We start from the raw sequence: 17,161 nt of genomic DNA on the forward strand, positions 1-17,161 counted from the left end.
AAAAATTCCGAGTAAGAATGCACCTGCAAAGATATATGCATGTACAGACATTACCGGATCTTCGGTTCGCGCGGCGGTTAGTGTGGCGTAAAATGTGCCAATCACCAATGCCGCAGCTATTACCCATCCGTCGAGGGGCATTTTCGCTTTTGCGGTAGTTTCCCGAGTCATTCCTGAAGTCGCCTTTTATCATAAAAAACGTGATAACACCGTGAGATAGAACATCCCACAGTACCCCGTAACCTACCTCTCAAGTACAAAAAAGCATTGATCTAGGTCAATGATACGGGTTGACGCACCCCAAAACTATAAACATAAATTTGGTTTTATGGCTTAGTGTTGAGTGATTGGATTTTGAGTAATTTTTTTACAAAGCCTGACTGCGTCACAAATATACCCTTTGTTGATTAGCTGGTTCGGTATAGACTTAGTATAACCATTTTCAGGAATAATTGTATTTCGAATATCAATTGTAAGGTGTATAGCCTGACACCCACGTTCTGAAGCTTGATCTTCCAGCCATTCCAAAAGAGTTTCAGATATATCATTACGGCCAAGCATATCTGCTGTGACGTAGTTAGTGACATCCATAACTATCTGATGCGTAACGTCTTCTACTACTTTGTAACAAAGAATCCCCATATAATATCCAGCGGTATTTTTCACTGTGATAATACCACATTCCCGGCTATCTCTGCCGATAAAGCTATTTACATAATCCATCCATTGGTCTGTTGTAATGTCACTTTTTAATGTTTGAATTAAAGGCAACACCTGAACAGTGTTAGATTGATTCAATGGTTTAATGGCAAATTGCACGGCTTTACTACCCACATATGACTTTGTTAAGGTTATTGAAGTCACGATAGAAAAATAAGTCTTTGATGTAGGTCAATATGACGCACAGAAACAATGAACTAAATTAATTTGTTGCGTGTTTCTTTAGCACTCTTGTCGTAGTATCAATGTACTATAAAAGTATCAATGTACTATAAAAAAATTAGTCAGGAATGATAAACGAATGAGAAGTGGCTCACACTTTGCCCAAACGGCCTCATCCAACCCTTTGGTGAACTCTCCATGTGAAAAATGCAACGTTGCTGGAATGAGCCTCTGCCATGCACTCTCCTGCGACGATCTCAAAAAACTATCATCCATTTCAACAGCCGTAGAAGTTGGCAAAGGTGTCACAATCATCAATGAAATGGACCCTGCTGATTTTTTGTTTAATGTAACGGGTGGTTCGATTAAGCTATATAAACTTCTTCCTGATGGTCGCCGTCAAATGACAGGATTTCTTTTTCCTGGCGACTTCCTTGGTATTGCGATGAACGATTGTTATGCCTATTCAGCTGAAGCACTTGAAGACTGTAAACTCTGTAGATTTCCCCGAGCAAAGCTTGAAGCGCTATTAAAAGAAATTCCTGATCTGGAAAACCGCCTCTTAAACATGCTCTCTAACGAGCTCGTTCTTGCACAAGATCAAATGTTATTGCTTGGCCGAAAAACGGCCATTGAAAAAGTTTCTAGCTTCCTTTTAGCCCTTTCAAAGCGAACCAAAAGCAAAACTGGTACAGGCGATGTGATATCCCTGCCAATGGGGCGTTCTGATATTGGTGATTATTTGGGCCTGACAACTGAAACAGTTAGTAGAACCCTGACCAATTTAAAGAAAAAAGGAATTATTTCTATTCCGACAAACGGTCAGCTCGAAATCAATGATATGGAAGAACTAACTGATCTGGCCGAAGGTATGGATTGAGTAGATTTTTACAATACTGATTAATGACATTTGTTAATGCTATTGGTTCGATAATAAATCGGGCATTCCCTATATCTATTACAGCCAACTTCCTGTATTACTCAGGCTGGCATCAGTAACATTATCAAACTGGCTTTGGGAAAAGGGGTCTGTACGCTGCCTCGGAGTGTAATCTCTGGGCGCGATTGGACGCACTTCCCAAAGCGAGCCGCTTATCACGCAACATGTAAGTCGTGATCTGGAACCTTGAAAAAGTGTTCTAGGAGGATGCATTTCACTATGCATCCTCGGCTGGCTTGCTTATTCACTTTGTGGCCCTTCGTTCAATTAGACTTTTCATCTGTAACCACTTCGCTTAACGTATATTTATCAAACAGTCGATTTGATAAGCCCTCGGTTATACGCGCGAATTATCTTCAAACAATGGATATACAAAATGGCAAGTCCACAGCTTAAAAATAAACTTGGCAATCATCACCCCGTTTTTGGATGCTGGATTGATATGTTTAGTCCGATTGCAACCGAGATTATTGCGCAGGCTGGGAACGACTGTTTAATGATCGATCTAGAGCATGGCCCCGGCTCAGTAATGGATGCTATTACCCAAATGCAAGCAGCCAAAGCATATGGCCCCAAAGCTTATGTCAGGGTTTCAAGTAATTCCAGTGCGAAGATAAAACGTGTTCTTGATGCTGGGGCAGATGGTGTTATGGTGCCGTCTGTTTCAAATAAAGAAGAAGCTGAATACGCCGTCGCGGCAGCCCATTATGCCCCCCAAGGCAAACGAGGCGTTGCCTCAACAATCATCAGAGGGGCTGATTACGGGGTTAATTCTCAAAGTTATTTAAAAAATTTCAACGATAATGTGCTCTTGATTTGCCAAATAGAAAGCGCAGAAGGCGTTGAAAATGCAGCAGAGATTGCGAATACAGACGGTGTCGATATGATCTTCATCGGCCCTTCCGATCTCTCCGCAGACTTAGGGTATCCAGGTGAAACAGATCACCCCGCAGTTCTGGAAGCAATCTATAAGGTCGAGCAAATTGTAAAAGACGCCGGAAAACTACTTGGCGCACTTCCAACCCCTAATAGAAATGCCGAAGCACTTTTTAAATCCGGATACGATATGGTTCTGGATGGCAGTGATATTGGCTTTGTTGTCAAAGGCGCTAGAGAAAAAGTTGCGCAGCTCAAAGCAACACTTGGCATTTAAAAAGCTTAAAACGAAGAAATATCTATAACTTAACGGCGACACAGTACTGCTTTTTGCGCTTAAAGGCTTCACAAGCTTTATTCGCATCGGCCCGATCGCTGAAAGCGGCACCTAACACACGATAAAATGTGCCTTTTCCTGTGATTTTAACGGGCTTCAGCTGCAAGCTTAATCCGTTCGTTTCTTTGGGAAAGGCATTTCTCAACTCGGCCCATTCTTTTTCAGCGCTGGTTTTACTTTTATTCGAAGATAAATGAACAGCATATTTTCCCGTAGTTTTGATAATGGGTGGCTGCGCTATCTTTTCTGCGTTTTTTAAAGGAGCAGGGGTAATAACCGGCCCCTTTTGATCTGCTTCTTCGACATCATTCGTATCAAGAGCAGACATTTCAATTTTGTCTTCTTTAACGGCCTCTGCGCTGTCATTATCTTCAGAGAGCGACCCAAGCGCTTCTTTTGTTGAGTCTGCAGCTTGCTTAGAACCCTTCTTTATATCGTCCCACAGATCAACGCCCCAACCTTTGGTGTCATCATACACACTTTCACACCCACTCAGGATCAAAGAAGAGCATAGAACAAGAATAAGCAAATATGAATGACGTAAAAATGGCATGGGCGAGCACCAAGAAAGGTTAGATGTAACTTACATTTAATCCTAAATAGTACATATTTATAAAAAGATAATTAACTCTATGACTTATTAACGATATTGTTATGTCAATTATGACTTGGGATGGTGCTTTTCAATAAAGTCATTAATCACAACAGAAACACTTTCGCGCCATTTGCGGCCATTAAAGATACCATAATGCCCAACTCCGGGTTCTATATGATTTTTATGTTTGCTTTTAGCGAGGGCCGAACACATATCGTGCGCAGCCTCGGTTTGTCCGGGTGCAGAAATATCGTCTAGTTCGCCTTCGACAGTAAGAAGTGCGGTCTTTTTTACTTTTGATGGGTCAACTCGCTGACCTTTCCAGGTCATGGTGCCCTTGGGAAGGCTTCTTTCCTGAAAGATATGTTGAATTGTATCCAGATAAAATTCAGCGGTAACATCCATCACCGAAAGATATTCATCATAAAACTTGTTATGGCTTTCCGCGGAATCTCCGTCACCTTTGATAAGGTTGTTAAAATGCTGCATGTGCGCATCAACGTGGCGCATGGAATTCATGGATATAAAAGCAGCTAACTGAAGAAAACCAGGGTAAACACGACGGCCAGATCCTTCGTATTGAAGCGGAACTGTTGCGGTCAGGTTATCCCTAAACCAAGAGAGAGACTTACTATCCGCAAGCTTCGTCACTTCGGTCTCAGCAGCACCCGGATCAACTGGCCCCCCCATTAGGGTCATGGTGCGAGGTTGTGCCGGATCATCATTTGCCGCCAAAATTGAAACAGCGGCAAGAACAAGCGGAGCTGGCTGACATACAGCAATGACATGTAGGTCCGGGCCCAGAAGTTTCATGTAGTCGACCAGATATTCAATATACTCATCAAGCCCAAAATCGCCATCGGACGCCGGAACTTTACTGGCATCCGTCCAGTCCGTGACATAAACTTCATGGTGCTCAACAAGAGTCTTTACAGTTCCACGTAACAGGGTTGCAAAGTGTCCTGACATCGGCGAAACGAGCAATACTTTTTTCGGAGATTTTGCAAGATCACACTTAAACCGGATAAGATCCCCAAAAGGTCTGTGGTCAATTCTTGCAAGATCAATCGGATGAATGCCGTCTTCGCGATGAATGGCTTGAAATCCCCATTCTGGTTTCCCGCGATGGCGAATGACACCTTCGATCACATCGGCCCCGGCGGCCATTATTTTTCCCATATAAGTTTGGGAAAGAGGGAACAGAGGGTTATTGAAGTAGGTTTTTGTGAGCTGCGTCATAGCGCGCATTGGACCCAAAGCAGCACTTTGCATATCGAAGTATGTATATAACACGTCATCTACCCCTAATTAATAAAGTAGCTTTATCAGTTGAAAAAACTACATAAAACCTTCTATTCACACGAAAATAAGGCCAAAAGATAAACCAGAAAGAATAACGATTTCCTTACCGTAATATCGTCCATCAAATCTAATTTACCCAAAAACATTTTATTGTGCACCGCACAATGAGCCTAAAACCTAAGCATATTTGTCTAAACAGTCAATGATTGTCTGACTTTTCACAGAGGTTTCATGAAAGCGTCAACGAAGGGAATCAACGCAAAGAGAGGCTTAAAAAAGCTTATGTTCTTGTAGATGAAGGGGAGGATGAGCGAGAGTCTGAGTGGCAAAAATCTCTACCTTTTGTCGTCAGCTTACAGACAATCCAGTCCGGTTTCAGGGCGTTCGAAAACCATGGTTCTGCCCACCCATGATCCATACAGGCCTGTATCATCCTGACATCATAGTGCTTACCATACTCATCAAAAAGGGGAAGTTTGCCACCAGCTTGATCAAGGCCGCGTTTAAGCCATTTGAGCTGTTTGGAATTTGGTTTTGGAGATTGTTTTTTGTTCTTTGGCATAGTGGAAATTTTACCACAAACAAATAAAATTACCAAAGGTCTTACGAGTGGGGATTAAGCGCCTAATGAGATTGATGAATTGCCTTGTGGTTGTAAAAGCCGCTTGACGATTTCTCTGTACTCGACGTCCCAAACCAAACGATCGACATCAATATCTTCATTCATATCTTTATGTGATGACATAGACATTTTAGCCCGCATATCTGTGCGATTTATTCTTTTAAAGTTTCCCATGACTTCAATATAAGGAATAAAACAAAGCCGTGTTGGGGCAAAAAAGTGGTAAGAATGTGAACAGAAGGGGAGGGAAAACATTTTCACGGCAAGATATTGCCATATGACTAAATAATAACAATACCTTACCATGGTTAATTAATGTTAATATCTATATCACATTAAGCTCTTTAACAGGAGTTTTATTGATAATTCTTTCCATGCCAAAAATGGACAAATCCAGACTCCGGTATTCTCTATAGATAATCAGTTCTGATAACGCACGCCCGACCGCCGGTGCCTGTTGCAGGCCATGCCCGCTAAAGCCGTTGGCAAAGTAAAGATTACCAACATTCGGATGTGTTCCCAGTACAACGTTTTGATCCAACAGGTTGTATGCATAGTGTCCCGCCCATGCATTGATCTGTTTAATTGACTCAAAAGCCGTGACCCGATTGGCAAGTGTGGGCCAGATATGCTCATCAAAAAGATCGTAATCCACATGATAGTCAAAACACTCGGGATCATGACCATCCAGCGGAGAGGTCCCACAGATAAAATGCTCGCCCTCTGGCCTGAAATATACCCCGTTGGTATCAACGACAAGCGGACTGGTAGCTATTTCTTCGCGACAGTTAAAGACAAAGACACAGCGTTTACGGCTTTCAATGGGAATACTAATTCCAGCCATAGCGGCAATCCGTGACGCCATAGGCCCCGCAGCGTTAATAAAATGTTCGCCTGAAATTTTTTCCCCCGAAACACTTTCAGACGTTTTCAATTCAGCAGCGATAATCTCATCACCAGATTTTTCAAATCCTGTAACTTCACCGTCTTTATATATAACGCCCAGCTCTTTGTTTTTTGCCCTGAACAATTGCAACAGGCTATAGGCATCAAACCAGCCTTCACCCGACAGCCCCAAAGACCCTAGGGCAATATCATCACAGTTCATCCAGGGAAACAGCTCTTTTAAGAGGGCAGGGGTAAGAAGCGAGATATCAGCCCCGAGTTCATTTTGTATCTGATTGTTATAATAAAGTGTTTCCTGCCCCTTATCACTGGCGAGAAGCAAATACCCCTTTTCTTGCAAGCCTATATCCAGCGCATTTGTGGGCTGTTGCCCTGTGTCTAATGCCAGATGTTCAGAAAGGTTACGCAGGAAATCTATACCAAAGAGGGATATATTGATATTTTCGGGTGTTGAAAATTGCTGTCGAATTGACGCTGCGGACAAGGTTGTTGATGATCCTTGATAGCTGCTATCTTTTTCTATGACGGTAATCTTCCCATTAAATGTCGTATTACTTGCCAGAAAGTAAGCAGCGGCACTTCCGATAATGCCTCCACCGACAATAACGACATCTGATGTCTTGGTCATACATACTCCATATTTAATATTATATACGAAGTCACATCTTTACGCGCAGTTCTCATACAGACAACAGATTTATTACTTCTGAGGATAAAAAAGCTCAAATTTATGGGGTATTATATTACCGTAATTTTAACTTGTTGTTTTTATTAGGAAAATAAAATTCTTCTGAAATGTTTTTGTTTGACAGCTGTTATACACTGTATTAGAACCCACCAACGCAAGAGCACTAAGGTGTGTCTTGCCCCTTATTACAACAGTATGCAATGGCTCTGTTAAATGAAAACTTATTCTGCTAAACCCGCAGATATCGAGAAAAAGTGGTTCGTGATCGATGCTGAAGGCATTGTTCTCGGTCGCTTGGCTGTCGAAGTCGCAAATATCCTGCGCGGTAAAAACAAAGTAACATTCACACCACATATGGATTGTGGTGATAATGTTATCATCATCAATGCCGAGAAAGTCGCCCTTACAGGTAACAAATTGGCTGACAAAAAGTACTACTGGCATACTGGCCACCCTGGCGGTATCAAAGAACGTACGGCTGGTCAGATCCTGGACGGTCGCTTCCCTGAGCGTGTTGTTCAAAAAGCTATCGAACGTATGGTTCCTAAAGGTCCTCTCGGTCGTCAGCAAATGCGCAACCTTCGCGTTGTTGTTGGTCCTGACCACAATCATGAAGCTCAGCAGCCAGAAGTTCTGGATTTTGCTTCTAAAAACACCAAGAACAAGAGGAGCCAGTAACAATGGCTGAAGAAACCCTCAACTCTTTGAGTGATCTTGGCGGTGCAGCACCTGCAGTCGAAGATACAACCGCAGTTGTTGCCGAGCCAAAACTAGACGCACAAGGTCGTGCTTATGCTACTGGTAAGCGTAAAGACGCCATTGCTCGCGTATGGATCAAGCCAGGTACTGGTAAAATCTCCGTAAACGGTCGCGAGCAAGAAGTTTACTTCGCGCGTCCAGTTCTACGTATGATGATCGCACAGCCTTTCGAGACTGTTGAGCGCACTGGTCAGTTCGACGTGGTTTGCACAGTAAAAGGCGGTGGTCTTTCTGGTCAAGCTGGTGCTGTTCGTCACGGTATCTCAAAAGCTCTTACTTACTTCGAGCCAGGCCTTCGTCCTGCGCTTAAAGCACGCGGCTTCCTTACACGTGATGCCCGTGTTGTTGAACGTAAGAAATACGGTAAGGCGAAAGCCCGTCGTAGCTTCCAGTTCTCCAAGCGTTAAGCTTCGAAGAACAGAAGTTCAGAAATTCGAAAAGGGCTGCCATTTTGGCGGCCCTTTTTGTTGGATTATACCAGCCTATATCGTAAGTTCTTTGGATGGATTATACAGATATAACGCTAGAGCCACTTACTGCTGCGCATGCAAAAGTAATGTATCCCGGTTTATGTGATCCCCAGCTTTACACCTTTACGGATGATGCTCCGCCAAAAAGTCTTGAGGATTTACGCCGTACCTATAAACGACGCGAAAAAGGTATTTCCCCCGACAATAGCGAACTTTGGTTCAACTGGATTATAAAACATCAACAAATCGACAAATGTTTGGGTTATGTACAGGCAACGCTGAACAAGAAAACAAGACAAGCTGAAGTAGCTTACGTTGTCTTTAGCCCATATTGGCATCAAGGTATTGCAAAACACGCAACCGAAATGATGTTAAAGCACTTAAAAGAAAACATGTCCGTAAGACACTTCAAAGCTGTCATCCATAATCAAAATCTGGCTTCAAACTCAGTCATTCAAGCTATAGGTTTTGTTGAAACAGAAGCATTAAACTATGAAACAGTTTATGAATTGAACATTGATAGAATGTAATTCAATTCTCTGATCTGTTTTCTGCCATGATAAGTATATTTTTATAACGTAAATACACTAGATATGCACAGAGCCAAAGGGCGGCATTTATTTGCAACGCATTGCTGCTCTCGGCTTGAGAATTTAGAACAAAAGTAAATAGAGAGCGACCGCGGCCAAGCCTGTTCCCATAAAGATATTGAATAGGCGCAGGTGCTTTTCCGTTTGAACCAGAATCTTGGCTTGTTTTCCAACCACAGCCCAGGCGCCCACGCCAATAAAGCAGATTACAAAATACAAAGCACAGAACAGAAAAAGGCTAGAAGGATCACCCTTTGTTGTGAAAGCTGTCACTCCTGAAATAGAGGCAATCCAGGCTTTAGGATTTAAAATATTGAGCAGCATACCCTGAAAAAAACCAGGTTCGGTGCCTTCTTCGAGAGAAACGGCACCTTTTGAAGATGCTATTTTATAGGCCATATACAACATAAACACAGCACCAGCATAACCTATTGCCTGCATGACCTGAGGAAACAATGTTGTTAGTTCGGCTGCGCCCAAACCGATGGTAAAAAGTAACAGGGTAAAGCCAATTGTTGCCCCGGCGACAAAGGGAATGGTTCTGTACACCCCATGGTTCAGGCCGGATGTCATGGTAATAACATTCACTGGCCCAGGTGAAATCGACATGGTCAGGGCATAGGTACACATCGCAATAATAATAGACATAAGCTTAAAATACTCCTTAATTCAGAGACTATACTCCCGTCATTTAAGGAGCACTATGTGTCGCAGTTAAGTTTAACTGTTCGATATTTTTATGTAATGAGAGATCAAAATGTTTTTATTAGGCCACAGCACTTTTCAGAAAGAGATAGATTCTATCGACGGGTAATACTCGTTGATAACGAAAAGTAATACCCGTCAGTACAGGTGTCATCTAATCTACAATATAGGTCTGGCCTGTCTGCATACCTTCCACAGATTTGCTGTAGGCGAGTGCCGCCAGATCAGCATCAACGGGGGCATAACCTCTGAAGTAGGGGCCATAGCTATCCATTGCTTCTGTGATAACCGTTGGACTGACAGAGTTAATACGAACCCTGTTGGGCATTTCCATCGCGGCGGCTTTCACAAAGCTATCGATAGCGCCATTGACCATCGCCGCAGAACTGCCCAAACGAATGGGGTCGCGGTTCAGTATCCCGGTACTCAAGGTGAACGAACCTTCTGGGGTAATGTAATCACGTCCAATCAGGACAAGATTAACCTGGCCCATCAATTTGTTTCTGATCCCGACCATATACTCTTCTTCGTTCATTTCCATAAATTCACCAAAATGAACAGAGCCCGTCGTGGAAACCAGCGCATCAAAGCTTCCAACAGAGGCAAAAGCTTTTTTGATCGTTTCTTTATCAGTGATATCAATCTGTAGGTCGCCCGTGGAACGCCCTGCGGTTATAACTTCGTGACGAACAGAAAGTTCTTTGTGTACAGCTTTACCAATTGTACCACTTGCGCCGACTAAAATTATTTTCATGGTAATCTCCTTATAAGATCAAATCACTTCTGGACAAAACCGGATCATTTCCGGAAATAAATCATTCACTGCTGGTAAAGATATTGTTTTTATTTAAAGTGATAATACCAATAATTATGAACATATTGTTTTCATATGAATACCAATTATCATCATTTAGAAGCCATGGCGGTTTTTGCCGTTGTCGTGGAAGAGGGTAGCTTCACCCGCGCTGCTACGCGCCTTGGCTATTCGAAAGCCCATGTTAGCCAACTTGTTTCCCGGCTGGAAAAACACTTCAACGCGCAATTACTTTTCAGAACAACCCGTAAACTGGACCTGACCGAAGCCGGAAGCGTCTTTTACGATCACTGTAAAGAAATCTCAGGAAGCGTGAGGAAGGCCCAAAAGGATCTTGAAGCTATAAAGGGAACAGTCTCGGGCTCTATTCGTTTGTCTGCACCCATTTCATTCGGGGAAGCTTTTTTAAGCGACATTACGCTTGGGTTTAATGCCCTTTATCCAGATGTAAAGTTTGAACTGGAACTCGATAACAAAATTAGGGATTTGCAATCAGAAAACATCGACATTGCCTTTCGTGCAACAACAACGATGGAAGATAATCTAGTGCCGATTAAACTGGGTAACTGGACAGAATATATCTGTGCATCACCTCAGTATCTGGAACACAAACCCGCTATCACAAAACCGCAGGATTTGTTGATACACCAGTTGTTGTTAAATGCGAGAAAGCTAGAGCCAACATTATGGCATTTTCAAAATGAAGCAGAATCCCATCGAGTTTCCATAGAAGCAAAGCTCTGTGTTCATCACTTTCCCATGCTCAAGAAAGCCATTTTATCAGGTGGTGGGATTGGTAAGTTACCATCTTATCTGGCAGAGGAAGAAATCGCCCAAGGGCAACTCGTTCGCCTGCTGCCTTCTTATCGAACAAAACTCCATCCTATTTTTATTGTCTATCCCTATCAGACACACCTACCGATCAAGGTCAGGAAATTTATCGATTTTGTGAAGCACTGGTTTTCTGAACAGGACCACTTTTTAAAATAGCCCCGATAAACAAAATAAAAAAGTAACAAGAGAGGGATGCGGCCACATCTCTTGTTACTGAATTCTTTGATCAGCTTTCTTTTACTTTCGCCCGTGACGGAAAGACTTTCCAGCCCAGGTTCACCGCGGCGGCACTGAAAAGAATAAACACAATACCCGTGAACTGAAGGGGGCTCAGCTTTTGATCATAAAAGACATAATCTACACCCAAAGCAACCACCGGATAGATAAAGGATAAAACAGCAATCACAGGTGTCTGAAGTTTCTGGAAAGCCGAATACAGAATGATGTACATGAAACAGGTATTGATCAGACCAAGAGCGAGCAGATAACCCCACACTTTGGTATCAGCTAGTGTGGGGGCCGTTGAGAAGTCAACCAAAGGGCTCAACATCACAATACCTAGGGTGACCTGAATAAAAGCAATCAAGTGCGGGCGCATCCCGGTTAATCGCTTGGTGATGATTGTCGTTGCTGTATAAAGAATGGCAGCACCTAGGGCAAAACCTGCGCCTTCGATCATAGAGGTATCACCCTGAAAACTATCGGCATCCAGCTCAATAACAAAGATCAAGCCGAGGAAAGCCAGAATAAGCCATACAAATTTGTGAAAATTGAAAGCTTCGCCCAAAAACAACGCGCCAAAGATAACAAGGAAGAAAGGCTGTGTGTGATAAATGGCTGTATTAATGGAAATAGGCGACAGTTTGAAGGATGTAAAAAGAAGGATCCAGTTACAAACCAGGGCAAAGCCACTTAAAAGCGCGAGGGTGATATTCTTTTTGTTCAGCGCATCTGTGGTAAAGTAACCTTTCCACCAGCAAAACAGACCAAGTCCAATTGCCCCAAAGACACATCTGAAGAAGACAATATTAAACGGCGTCTGTCCGGATTCAAAAACAAACAGGCCAATAAAGCCGGAAAGGAACATCGCCAAAGACATTTGAGCGACGCCAATATTTAAACGAAAAGCCGAGGCCATTTTCTTACTTTCATAAAAGATATATTAGAAATTTATCCGCTTTGACCTGTATTTTCCAACAGAGCAGTTTGCGGCGTTGTTTTCAATATGGGTTGCTATATAATTTCTGTAAAACAAGAAGATATTAGGCTGAATAAGTTTTTCTAATGCTAAAGCAACGTAAATTACCGCCGCTAAATGCAGTCAAATCTTTCGAGGCCGCAGCCAGAACAGGAAGTGTCTCCCTTGCTGCCGCTGAACTGTCCGTTTCTGCGTCCGCTGTAAGTCAGCAAATCAAAGGATTAGAACAGTGGTTAGGTATCAAACTTCTTGATCGTGGCCCCAACAGCTTTGCTCTGACAGAAAAGGGGGAAGAGTATCTAAAACAGCTTACAGTTATTTTGGATAATCTGGACGATCTTACGACAAGCCTTACGGGACAGGATAAAAAGAAGCTCCGTATTTCAACGCTGCAATCCTTTGCTGCCGAATGGCTTTTTCCTAGAATTAAAAAATTCAGGGACGCTTATCCGGATATTCAGCTTGAACTTCTAACATCTGATTACCTTAGTGACCTCGCACGGGAAAATATTGATCTGGCTATTCGCTACGGGCCGGGAAGCTACAAAGGCGTTGTTGAAGAAAAACTTATGGACGAAATGATCGGCCCTGCCTGTCATCCAGATTTAATGTCTGGGGATAAAAATCTTTCTGACTACACGCTTTTAAAAGATTCCGGCGGACCAGAAGGCATCAAACTTTCTCTTGAAAGATGGTTGAACCAGACAACCGGAAACATTGGCATAGAAGGTGATAGTATTGCCTTTAGCGATACGCACCTTTTGATTGGCGCAGCACGACAAGGGCAGGGGATAATGCTGGGCCGATCGGTTCTTATTGCAGATGATTTTGTATCGGGAAATCTTGTTCCTGCAATGACTGACTGGAAACAATCTCCTTTTAGTTACTATCTAGTGCATTCAGAATTACGGGAACCCTCGCAATCAGCAAAAATTTTTCGCAGATGGTTACGTGCGGAAATCAAAGCCTTTGAGGCCGACCTTCCTTCTGTTCTAAAAGTAAGCTAAACAGGTTATTGGCTTAATATATGCATGTAAAAGATACAGCCTCTTTGCTCTCATCATAGAACATTGGGTCTAAAGAATATATGGGCCAATAAGGAATATGAAAATGAATTACAAAGCGATCTTGTTACTGCTTTCTTTTTCTTTAGCGAGTTGCGTCACAACACCAGCTGTCGATGACACAACAACCTACTACAGTGATCAAGAGCTCATCGCCGCCGGAGCAACACAGCTAATGGGCTCTGATATTGTCGGGGCCTTTTCTGGAAATACCCTGTACGGTAAGTATGTGGATCATACAAAGTCTGAACAAGACCCCAACGCTAATCGCTGGGTAGAGTTTCTTTCTGGCGATGGCCGTGTCGCCTATTACGATTTCACACAACTTGTTCAGGGTACATGGCAGATACGAACCAACCTGATCTGTTTTAATTACCTGTTTGAAATACCCCAACCAGAAAACTGTTTTGTTGTCTATGGTTTGAGTGATCGACACTTCTTTATCTCAACCCGCCAACAGACAACAGGCGATGTTGTGACAACCGTTCTGGGCCGTAAAAACGGAAACGCTGCAGGGTTAGAGCTGAAATAACAACTGATATAATTGACCAAGTAGAAGTGCTATTTGGTCAATTATATGCTTACAAGAAATCAGCTTTAGCTATGACTTAATAAGCTCGCGTAAAATTAGCTGATCAATATTCTCAAACGCCCCCATAGCTGTTGTGTTCGATCACTTACTTAGCATGTATACGAATATCTAAGTTTCTGTATTGAAATACAAAAAATAATGTGTAGTTATAGGGCACGTATTATTATTTTTTGAGGTTAATCCAATGTCGACAGGCAAAAGAATTTTTATTGATGGCGAAGCTGGCACGACTGGCCTGCAGGTCCGTCAACGCCTGGAAAATCGGCAAGACCTTGAAATACTATCGATTGCACCTGAATTGCGTAAAGACGCAGCAGCAAGAAAAGAGCTCTTAAATTCTGCAGATCTTGTCATTCTGTGTCTGCCGGATGCAGCAGCGATAGAGGCTGTGTCTCTGGTAGAAAATCCTGATGTACGCATTATCGATGCCTCAACGGCTTATCGGATTGCCCCCGATTGGACTTATGGTTTCCCGGAAATGACAGAAGGTCATCGGGAAAAGATCGCCAATTCCAAACGCGTGAGTAATCCGGGCTGTTACCCAACCGGTGCTATTGCGTTGTTGCGGCCTTTGATTGAACGAAACATTGTATCCAAGGATACTCTGATCAACGTACAGGGTGTTTCCGGTTACAGTGGGGGCGGTAAAGCCCTTATCGAAATTCACGAAGGCGGCCAAGCCGAGCCTTTTGGTACCTATGGGCTTTCATTGCAGCACAAGCATGTGCCCGAAATGACGCAGCACAATGGCTTAACGCATAAGCCATTATTCATGCCCTCTGTCGGTGACTACGCCCAAGGAATGCTGGTTTCAATTCCACTACACTATGCCCAGATGAAAAGTGGTGTAAGCGGCACCTTGTTACAGGAAAGCCTCGCCGAACATTATCAAGACAGCCGCTTTGTGAAGGTCAAGAACCTGAACAATTCGGAAAATCTGGAACGTGCGGCATTTCTAAGGCCCGATGCTTTAAATGGAAGTAACGAGCTTGAGCTCTTTGTGTTCGCAAATGACGCGACAGACCAAGCGCTTTTGATCGCAAGGCTTGATAACCTCGGTAAAGGCGCATCAGGGGCTGCTGTACAGAACCTTAACTTGATGCTGGGCTTGGCAGAAGATGCTGGCCTATAGAGAGGAAGGACATACAGAGGTCATTGACCTTTGAGTACCGACAAATTCAAGGCAATAAAAAAGGACGGGAAACCGTCCTTTTGTTTTTCCGAATATAATTCTTAGCTCTTATCCAACCGGATACCATTGTTGGCAAAGGCGAGGTCCGCGGGCCTCTTTATTACCATTGATACCAAACTGCAACATTTTCAATGTTCTGTTCGCCAGTTCACGAATATGAGATTCCGGAACACCTGCGCGACTTAATTTAGAGCGGGATTTTTTTGCTCTTTCATTATGAGCCGCAGATTTTTGAAGCTGATTAACTTTGGTATAGGCCTTTGCAAGACAAACTTGCTGTTGATACCATCTTGGTTCGTTGAACTGCGCATAGCTTGGTGTCGAAAACGAAAACGTACTAATGCCAATAGCGGCAACAAGTGCAAAAGTGGCGAAACATTTGGTGCCTTTAGGCATATTTTCTGCTCTCCAGCAAAGGTCAAAACTTAATCACATGGTCTTATATATGGTTTCCAGGTGATTTAAAAATGGTAAAGATAGGACAAAGTAATTTTTTATATCGCACTTTTTTAATTTTGTTAACAAAATATTTTGCCCAAAAACCTGAATAGAAAGCGAAACATAACGTGTCTGGTATCATAAAGTCTTATCGTGGAATAACCCCACGAATTTCAAAAGATGCATTTATCGCAGAAAACGCGGTTATCATTGGCGATGTTGAAATCGGGGCAGGTGCGTCCATTTGGTACAATTGCGTTTTGCGTGGTGATGTAAATTCCATAAACATAGGCGAGAACACCAATATACAAGATGGTACAATCATACACGTCAATCACGACCGTACAGGTGGTGATTACAGGGAAACAGGCGGCGGTATTCCAACCCGGATTGGCAACGGAGTTACTGTGGGCCACATGGCCCTCTTACACGCATGTGAAGTTGAAGACGATGCCTTTATCGGCATGAGGTCCATCGTCATGGACAAAGCTATTGTGGAGACAAATGCCATGGTCGCAGCCGGGGCGTTGGTCACCCCGGGTAAGGTCGTACCAACAGGGGAGCTTTGGTCCGGATCACCGGCAAAAAAATTCCGTGATTTAAAACCTACAGAGCTGGATGAAATAAGATACTCCGCAGCGAATTATAAAAAATTAAGTGAGAGCTACTGAAAAGATAACAACCACTTAGATGGGAAAGGTTACTTCCACCTGTACGCCAGTCATATCTTCCGGATCGCTTAGTAGCACTTCGGCACTATGGATTTCAGCAACACGTTTAACAATAGACATGCCAAGACCTGACCCAGTTTCTTCTTCGCCTGCGCCGCGCACAAATCGATCAAAGATATAATCCCGCATATATTCAGGTATCGGACGCCCAGTATTCTTAATTCTTAATGTATGTTGCAGGTCATTAGAAAACACTTCGATAGAAACCACACCATTTTCAGGACAATATCTAACAGCATTATCTATCAAGTTACGGCACAAGACCCCGATTGCTGATGCAAGTCCTTTCAAATGACACTGATCGGGAAGGGAAACCCTAAAATCGATTTCTTTCTTGCTAATTTTATTGCCTAACTCAGCAGACACATTTTGAATAATCTTACACAGATTAACGTCCTTCAATTTCTCTTGCGCTGTTTTGGGATCAAGTCGCGCAAGAGTGACAAGCTGTTCGACAGTATGTGTCGCCCGGTCAACCCTTAGAGAAATGGCCGCGAGGCCTTCTTTTTGGATTGGGTCGTTTGTTTGGCGCTATCTTAGATGTGCTTCTGATTTAATCGCAGCTAAAGGCGTCAGTAGCTCATGTGCCGCATTAGCGGTGAATTTTTTTTCACTTTCCAGCGATG

22 protein-coding genes are annotated in these 17,161 nt (G+C 43.1%); 10 read left to right on the top strand and 12 right to left on the bottom strand.

The genetic code is table 11. From position 1 onward, the window contains the following. Nucleotides 1–333: 333 nt before the first annotated feature. Complete coding sequence (locus Q0241_RS19925; protein ID WP_299380833.1) at nt 334–819, bottom strand: hypothetical protein; 486 nt, start codon at nt 817–819, stop codon at nt 334–336. A gap of 202 nt (nt 820–1,021) precedes the next feature. Between Q0241_RS19925 and Q0241_RS19930 the strand changes: the two genes are divergently transcribed. Next, nucleotides 1,022–1,762 carry a cyclic nucleotide-binding domain-containing protein gene (locus Q0241_RS19930; RefSeq protein WP_299380834.1) on the top strand — a complete coding sequence of 247 codons (741 nt, stop codon included), beginning with the start codon at nt 1,022–1,024 and terminating at the stop codon, nt 1,760–1,762. A gap of 436 nt (nt 1,763–2,198) precedes the next feature. Then, nucleotides 2,199–2,975, top strand: coding sequence for an aldolase/citrate lyase family protein (locus Q0241_RS19935; protein ID WP_299380835.1), 777 nt, complete (start codon nt 2,199–2,201; stop codon nt 2,973–2,975). A gap of 22 nt (nt 2,976–2,997) precedes the next feature. Here Q0241_RS19935 and Q0241_RS19940 read toward each other — a convergent pair whose 3' ends face one another. The 5 genes from Q0241_RS19940 to Q0241_RS19960 form a co-directional block, all read right to left on the bottom strand. Next, nucleotides 2,998–3,588 carry an SPOR domain-containing protein gene (locus Q0241_RS19940; protein WP_299380836.1) on the bottom strand — a complete coding sequence of 197 codons (591 nt, stop codon included), beginning with the start codon at nt 3,586–3,588 and terminating at the stop codon, nt 2,998–3,000. 108 nt (nt 3,589–3,696) lie between these two features. Then, nucleotides 3,697–4,923, bottom strand: a complete 1,227-nt coding sequence (gene phaZ, locus Q0241_RS19945; RefSeq protein ID WP_299380837.1) for a polyhydroxyalkanoate depolymerase — start codon at nt 4,921–4,923, stop codon at nt 3,697–3,699. Nucleotides 4,924–5,212: 289 nt separating this feature from the next. Continuing rightward, complete coding sequence (locus tag Q0241_RS19950) at nt 5,213–5,494, bottom strand: hypothetical protein (protein ID WP_299380838.1); 282 nt, start codon at nt 5,492–5,494, stop codon at nt 5,213–5,215. Between the two features lie 54 nt (nt 5,495–5,548). Further along, nucleotides 5,549–5,677 carry a hypothetical protein gene (locus Q0241_RS19955; protein ID WP_299380839.1) on the bottom strand — a complete coding sequence of 43 codons (129 nt, stop codon included), beginning with the start codon at nt 5,675–5,677 and terminating at the stop codon, nt 5,549–5,551. Between the two features lie 202 nt (nt 5,678–5,879). After that, nucleotides 5,880–7,088, bottom strand: coding sequence for an FAD-binding oxidoreductase (locus Q0241_RS19960; RefSeq protein ID WP_299380840.1), 1,209 nt, complete (start codon nt 7,086–7,088; stop codon nt 5,880–5,882). Nucleotides 7,089–7,361: 273 nt separating this feature from the next. Here Q0241_RS19960 and rplM point away from each other — a divergent pair, with 273 nt between their 5' ends. The 3 genes from rplM to Q0241_RS19975 all read left to right on the top strand — a co-directional run bounded on the left by rplM (nt 7,362) and on the right by Q0241_RS19975 (nt 8,907). Beyond that, complete coding sequence (rplM, locus tag Q0241_RS19965) at nt 7,362–7,826, top strand: 50S ribosomal protein L13 (protein WP_047765626.1); 465 nt, start codon at nt 7,362–7,364, stop codon at nt 7,824–7,826. 2 nt (nt 7,827–7,828) lie between these two features. Further along, nucleotides 7,829–8,314 (top strand): 30S ribosomal protein S9, encoded by a 486-nt coding sequence (gene rpsI, locus Q0241_RS19970; RefSeq protein WP_299380841.1) that lies wholly within the window; start codon nt 7,829–7,831, stop codon nt 8,312–8,314. 95 nt (nt 8,315–8,409) lie between these two features. Next, the gene (locus tag Q0241_RS19975) at nt 8,410–8,907 is read left to right on the top strand and encodes a GNAT family N-acetyltransferase (RefSeq protein WP_299380842.1); all 498 of its coding nucleotides are present in this window, start codon (nt 8,410–8,412) and stop codon (nt 8,905–8,907) included. A gap of 123 nt (nt 8,908–9,030) precedes the next feature. Here Q0241_RS19975 and Q0241_RS19980 read toward each other — a convergent pair whose 3' ends face one another. Together Q0241_RS19980 and Q0241_RS19985 are read right to left on the bottom strand one after the other, a co-directional pair. Continuing rightward, complete coding sequence (locus Q0241_RS19980; RefSeq protein ID WP_299380843.1) at nt 9,031–9,615, bottom strand: LysE family translocator; 585 nt, start codon at nt 9,613–9,615, stop codon at nt 9,031–9,033. A gap of 211 nt (nt 9,616–9,826) precedes the next feature. Then, entirely contained in the window at nt 9,827–10,426 is a 600-nt protein-coding gene (locus Q0241_RS19985) for a short chain dehydrogenase (RefSeq protein ID WP_299380844.1), read from the bottom strand. A 135-nt stretch (nt 10,427–10,561) separates the two neighbouring features. Between Q0241_RS19985 and Q0241_RS19990 the strand changes: the two genes are divergently transcribed. After that, the gene (locus Q0241_RS19990; protein ID WP_299380845.1) at nt 10,562–11,476 is read left to right on the top strand and encodes a LysR family transcriptional regulator; all 915 of its coding nucleotides are present in this window, start codon (nt 10,562–10,564) and stop codon (nt 11,474–11,476) included. Nucleotides 11,477–11,546: 70 nt separating this feature from the next. Here Q0241_RS19990 and Q0241_RS19995 read toward each other — a convergent pair whose 3' ends face one another. Further along, nucleotides 11,547–12,458, bottom strand: coding sequence for a DMT family transporter (locus Q0241_RS19995; protein ID WP_299380846.1), 912 nt, complete (start codon nt 12,456–12,458; stop codon nt 11,547–11,549). 146 nt (nt 12,459–12,604) lie between these two features. Between Q0241_RS19995 and Q0241_RS20000 the strand changes: the two genes are divergently transcribed. From Q0241_RS20000 to argC, 3 genes are all read left to right on the top strand, one after another. Next, nucleotides 12,605–13,525 carry a LysR substrate-binding domain-containing protein gene (locus Q0241_RS20000; protein ID WP_299380847.1) on the top strand — a complete coding sequence of 307 codons (921 nt, stop codon included), beginning with the start codon at nt 12,605–12,607 and terminating at the stop codon, nt 13,523–13,525. Between the two features lie 103 nt (nt 13,526–13,628). Next, complete coding sequence (locus Q0241_RS20005) at nt 13,629–14,114, top strand: hypothetical protein (RefSeq protein ID WP_299380848.1); 486 nt, start codon at nt 13,629–13,631, stop codon at nt 14,112–14,114. A 244-nt stretch (nt 14,115–14,358) separates the two neighbouring features. Beyond that, on the top strand, nt 14,359–15,306 hold the full coding sequence (gene argC / locus Q0241_RS20010; protein ID WP_299380849.1) for an N-acetyl-gamma-glutamyl-phosphate reductase: 948 nt from the start codon (nt 14,359–14,361) through the stop codon (nt 15,304–15,306). A gap of 108 nt (nt 15,307–15,414) precedes the next feature. On the opposite strand, the gene Q0241_RS20015 is transcribed toward argC, so the two are convergent. Continuing rightward, a complete protein-coding gene (locus Q0241_RS20015; RefSeq protein WP_299380850.1) occupies nt 15,415–15,762 on the bottom strand; it encodes a hypothetical protein in 348 nt (115 codons plus the stop codon). Between the two features lie 170 nt (nt 15,763–15,932). Between Q0241_RS20015 and Q0241_RS20020 the strand changes: the two genes are divergently transcribed. Continuing rightward, nucleotides 15,933–16,475 (top strand): gamma carbonic anhydrase family protein, encoded by a 543-nt coding sequence (locus Q0241_RS20020; RefSeq protein ID WP_299380851.1) that lies wholly within the window; start codon nt 15,933–15,935, stop codon nt 16,473–16,475. Between the two features lie 15 nt (nt 16,476–16,490). On the opposite strand, the gene Q0241_RS20025 is transcribed toward Q0241_RS20020, so the two are convergent. Beyond that, a complete protein-coding gene (locus tag Q0241_RS20025) occupies nt 16,491–16,901 on the bottom strand; it encodes a sensor histidine kinase (RefSeq protein ID WP_299380852.1) in 411 nt (136 codons plus the stop codon). A gap of 165 nt (nt 16,902–17,066) precedes the next feature. Continuing rightward, nucleotides 17,067–17,156 carry a histidine kinase dimerization/phospho-acceptor domain-containing protein gene (locus Q0241_RS22620; protein ID WP_366941207.1) on the bottom strand — a complete coding sequence of 30 codons (90 nt, stop codon included), beginning with the start codon at nt 17,154–17,156 and terminating at the stop codon, nt 17,067–17,069. Nucleotides 17,157–17,161: the final 5 nt, after the last annotated feature.

The organism is uncultured Kiloniella sp. (assembly GCF_937128705.1).
Classification (GTDB): domain Bacteria; phylum Pseudomonadota; class Alphaproteobacteria; order Kiloniellales; family Kiloniellaceae; genus Kiloniella.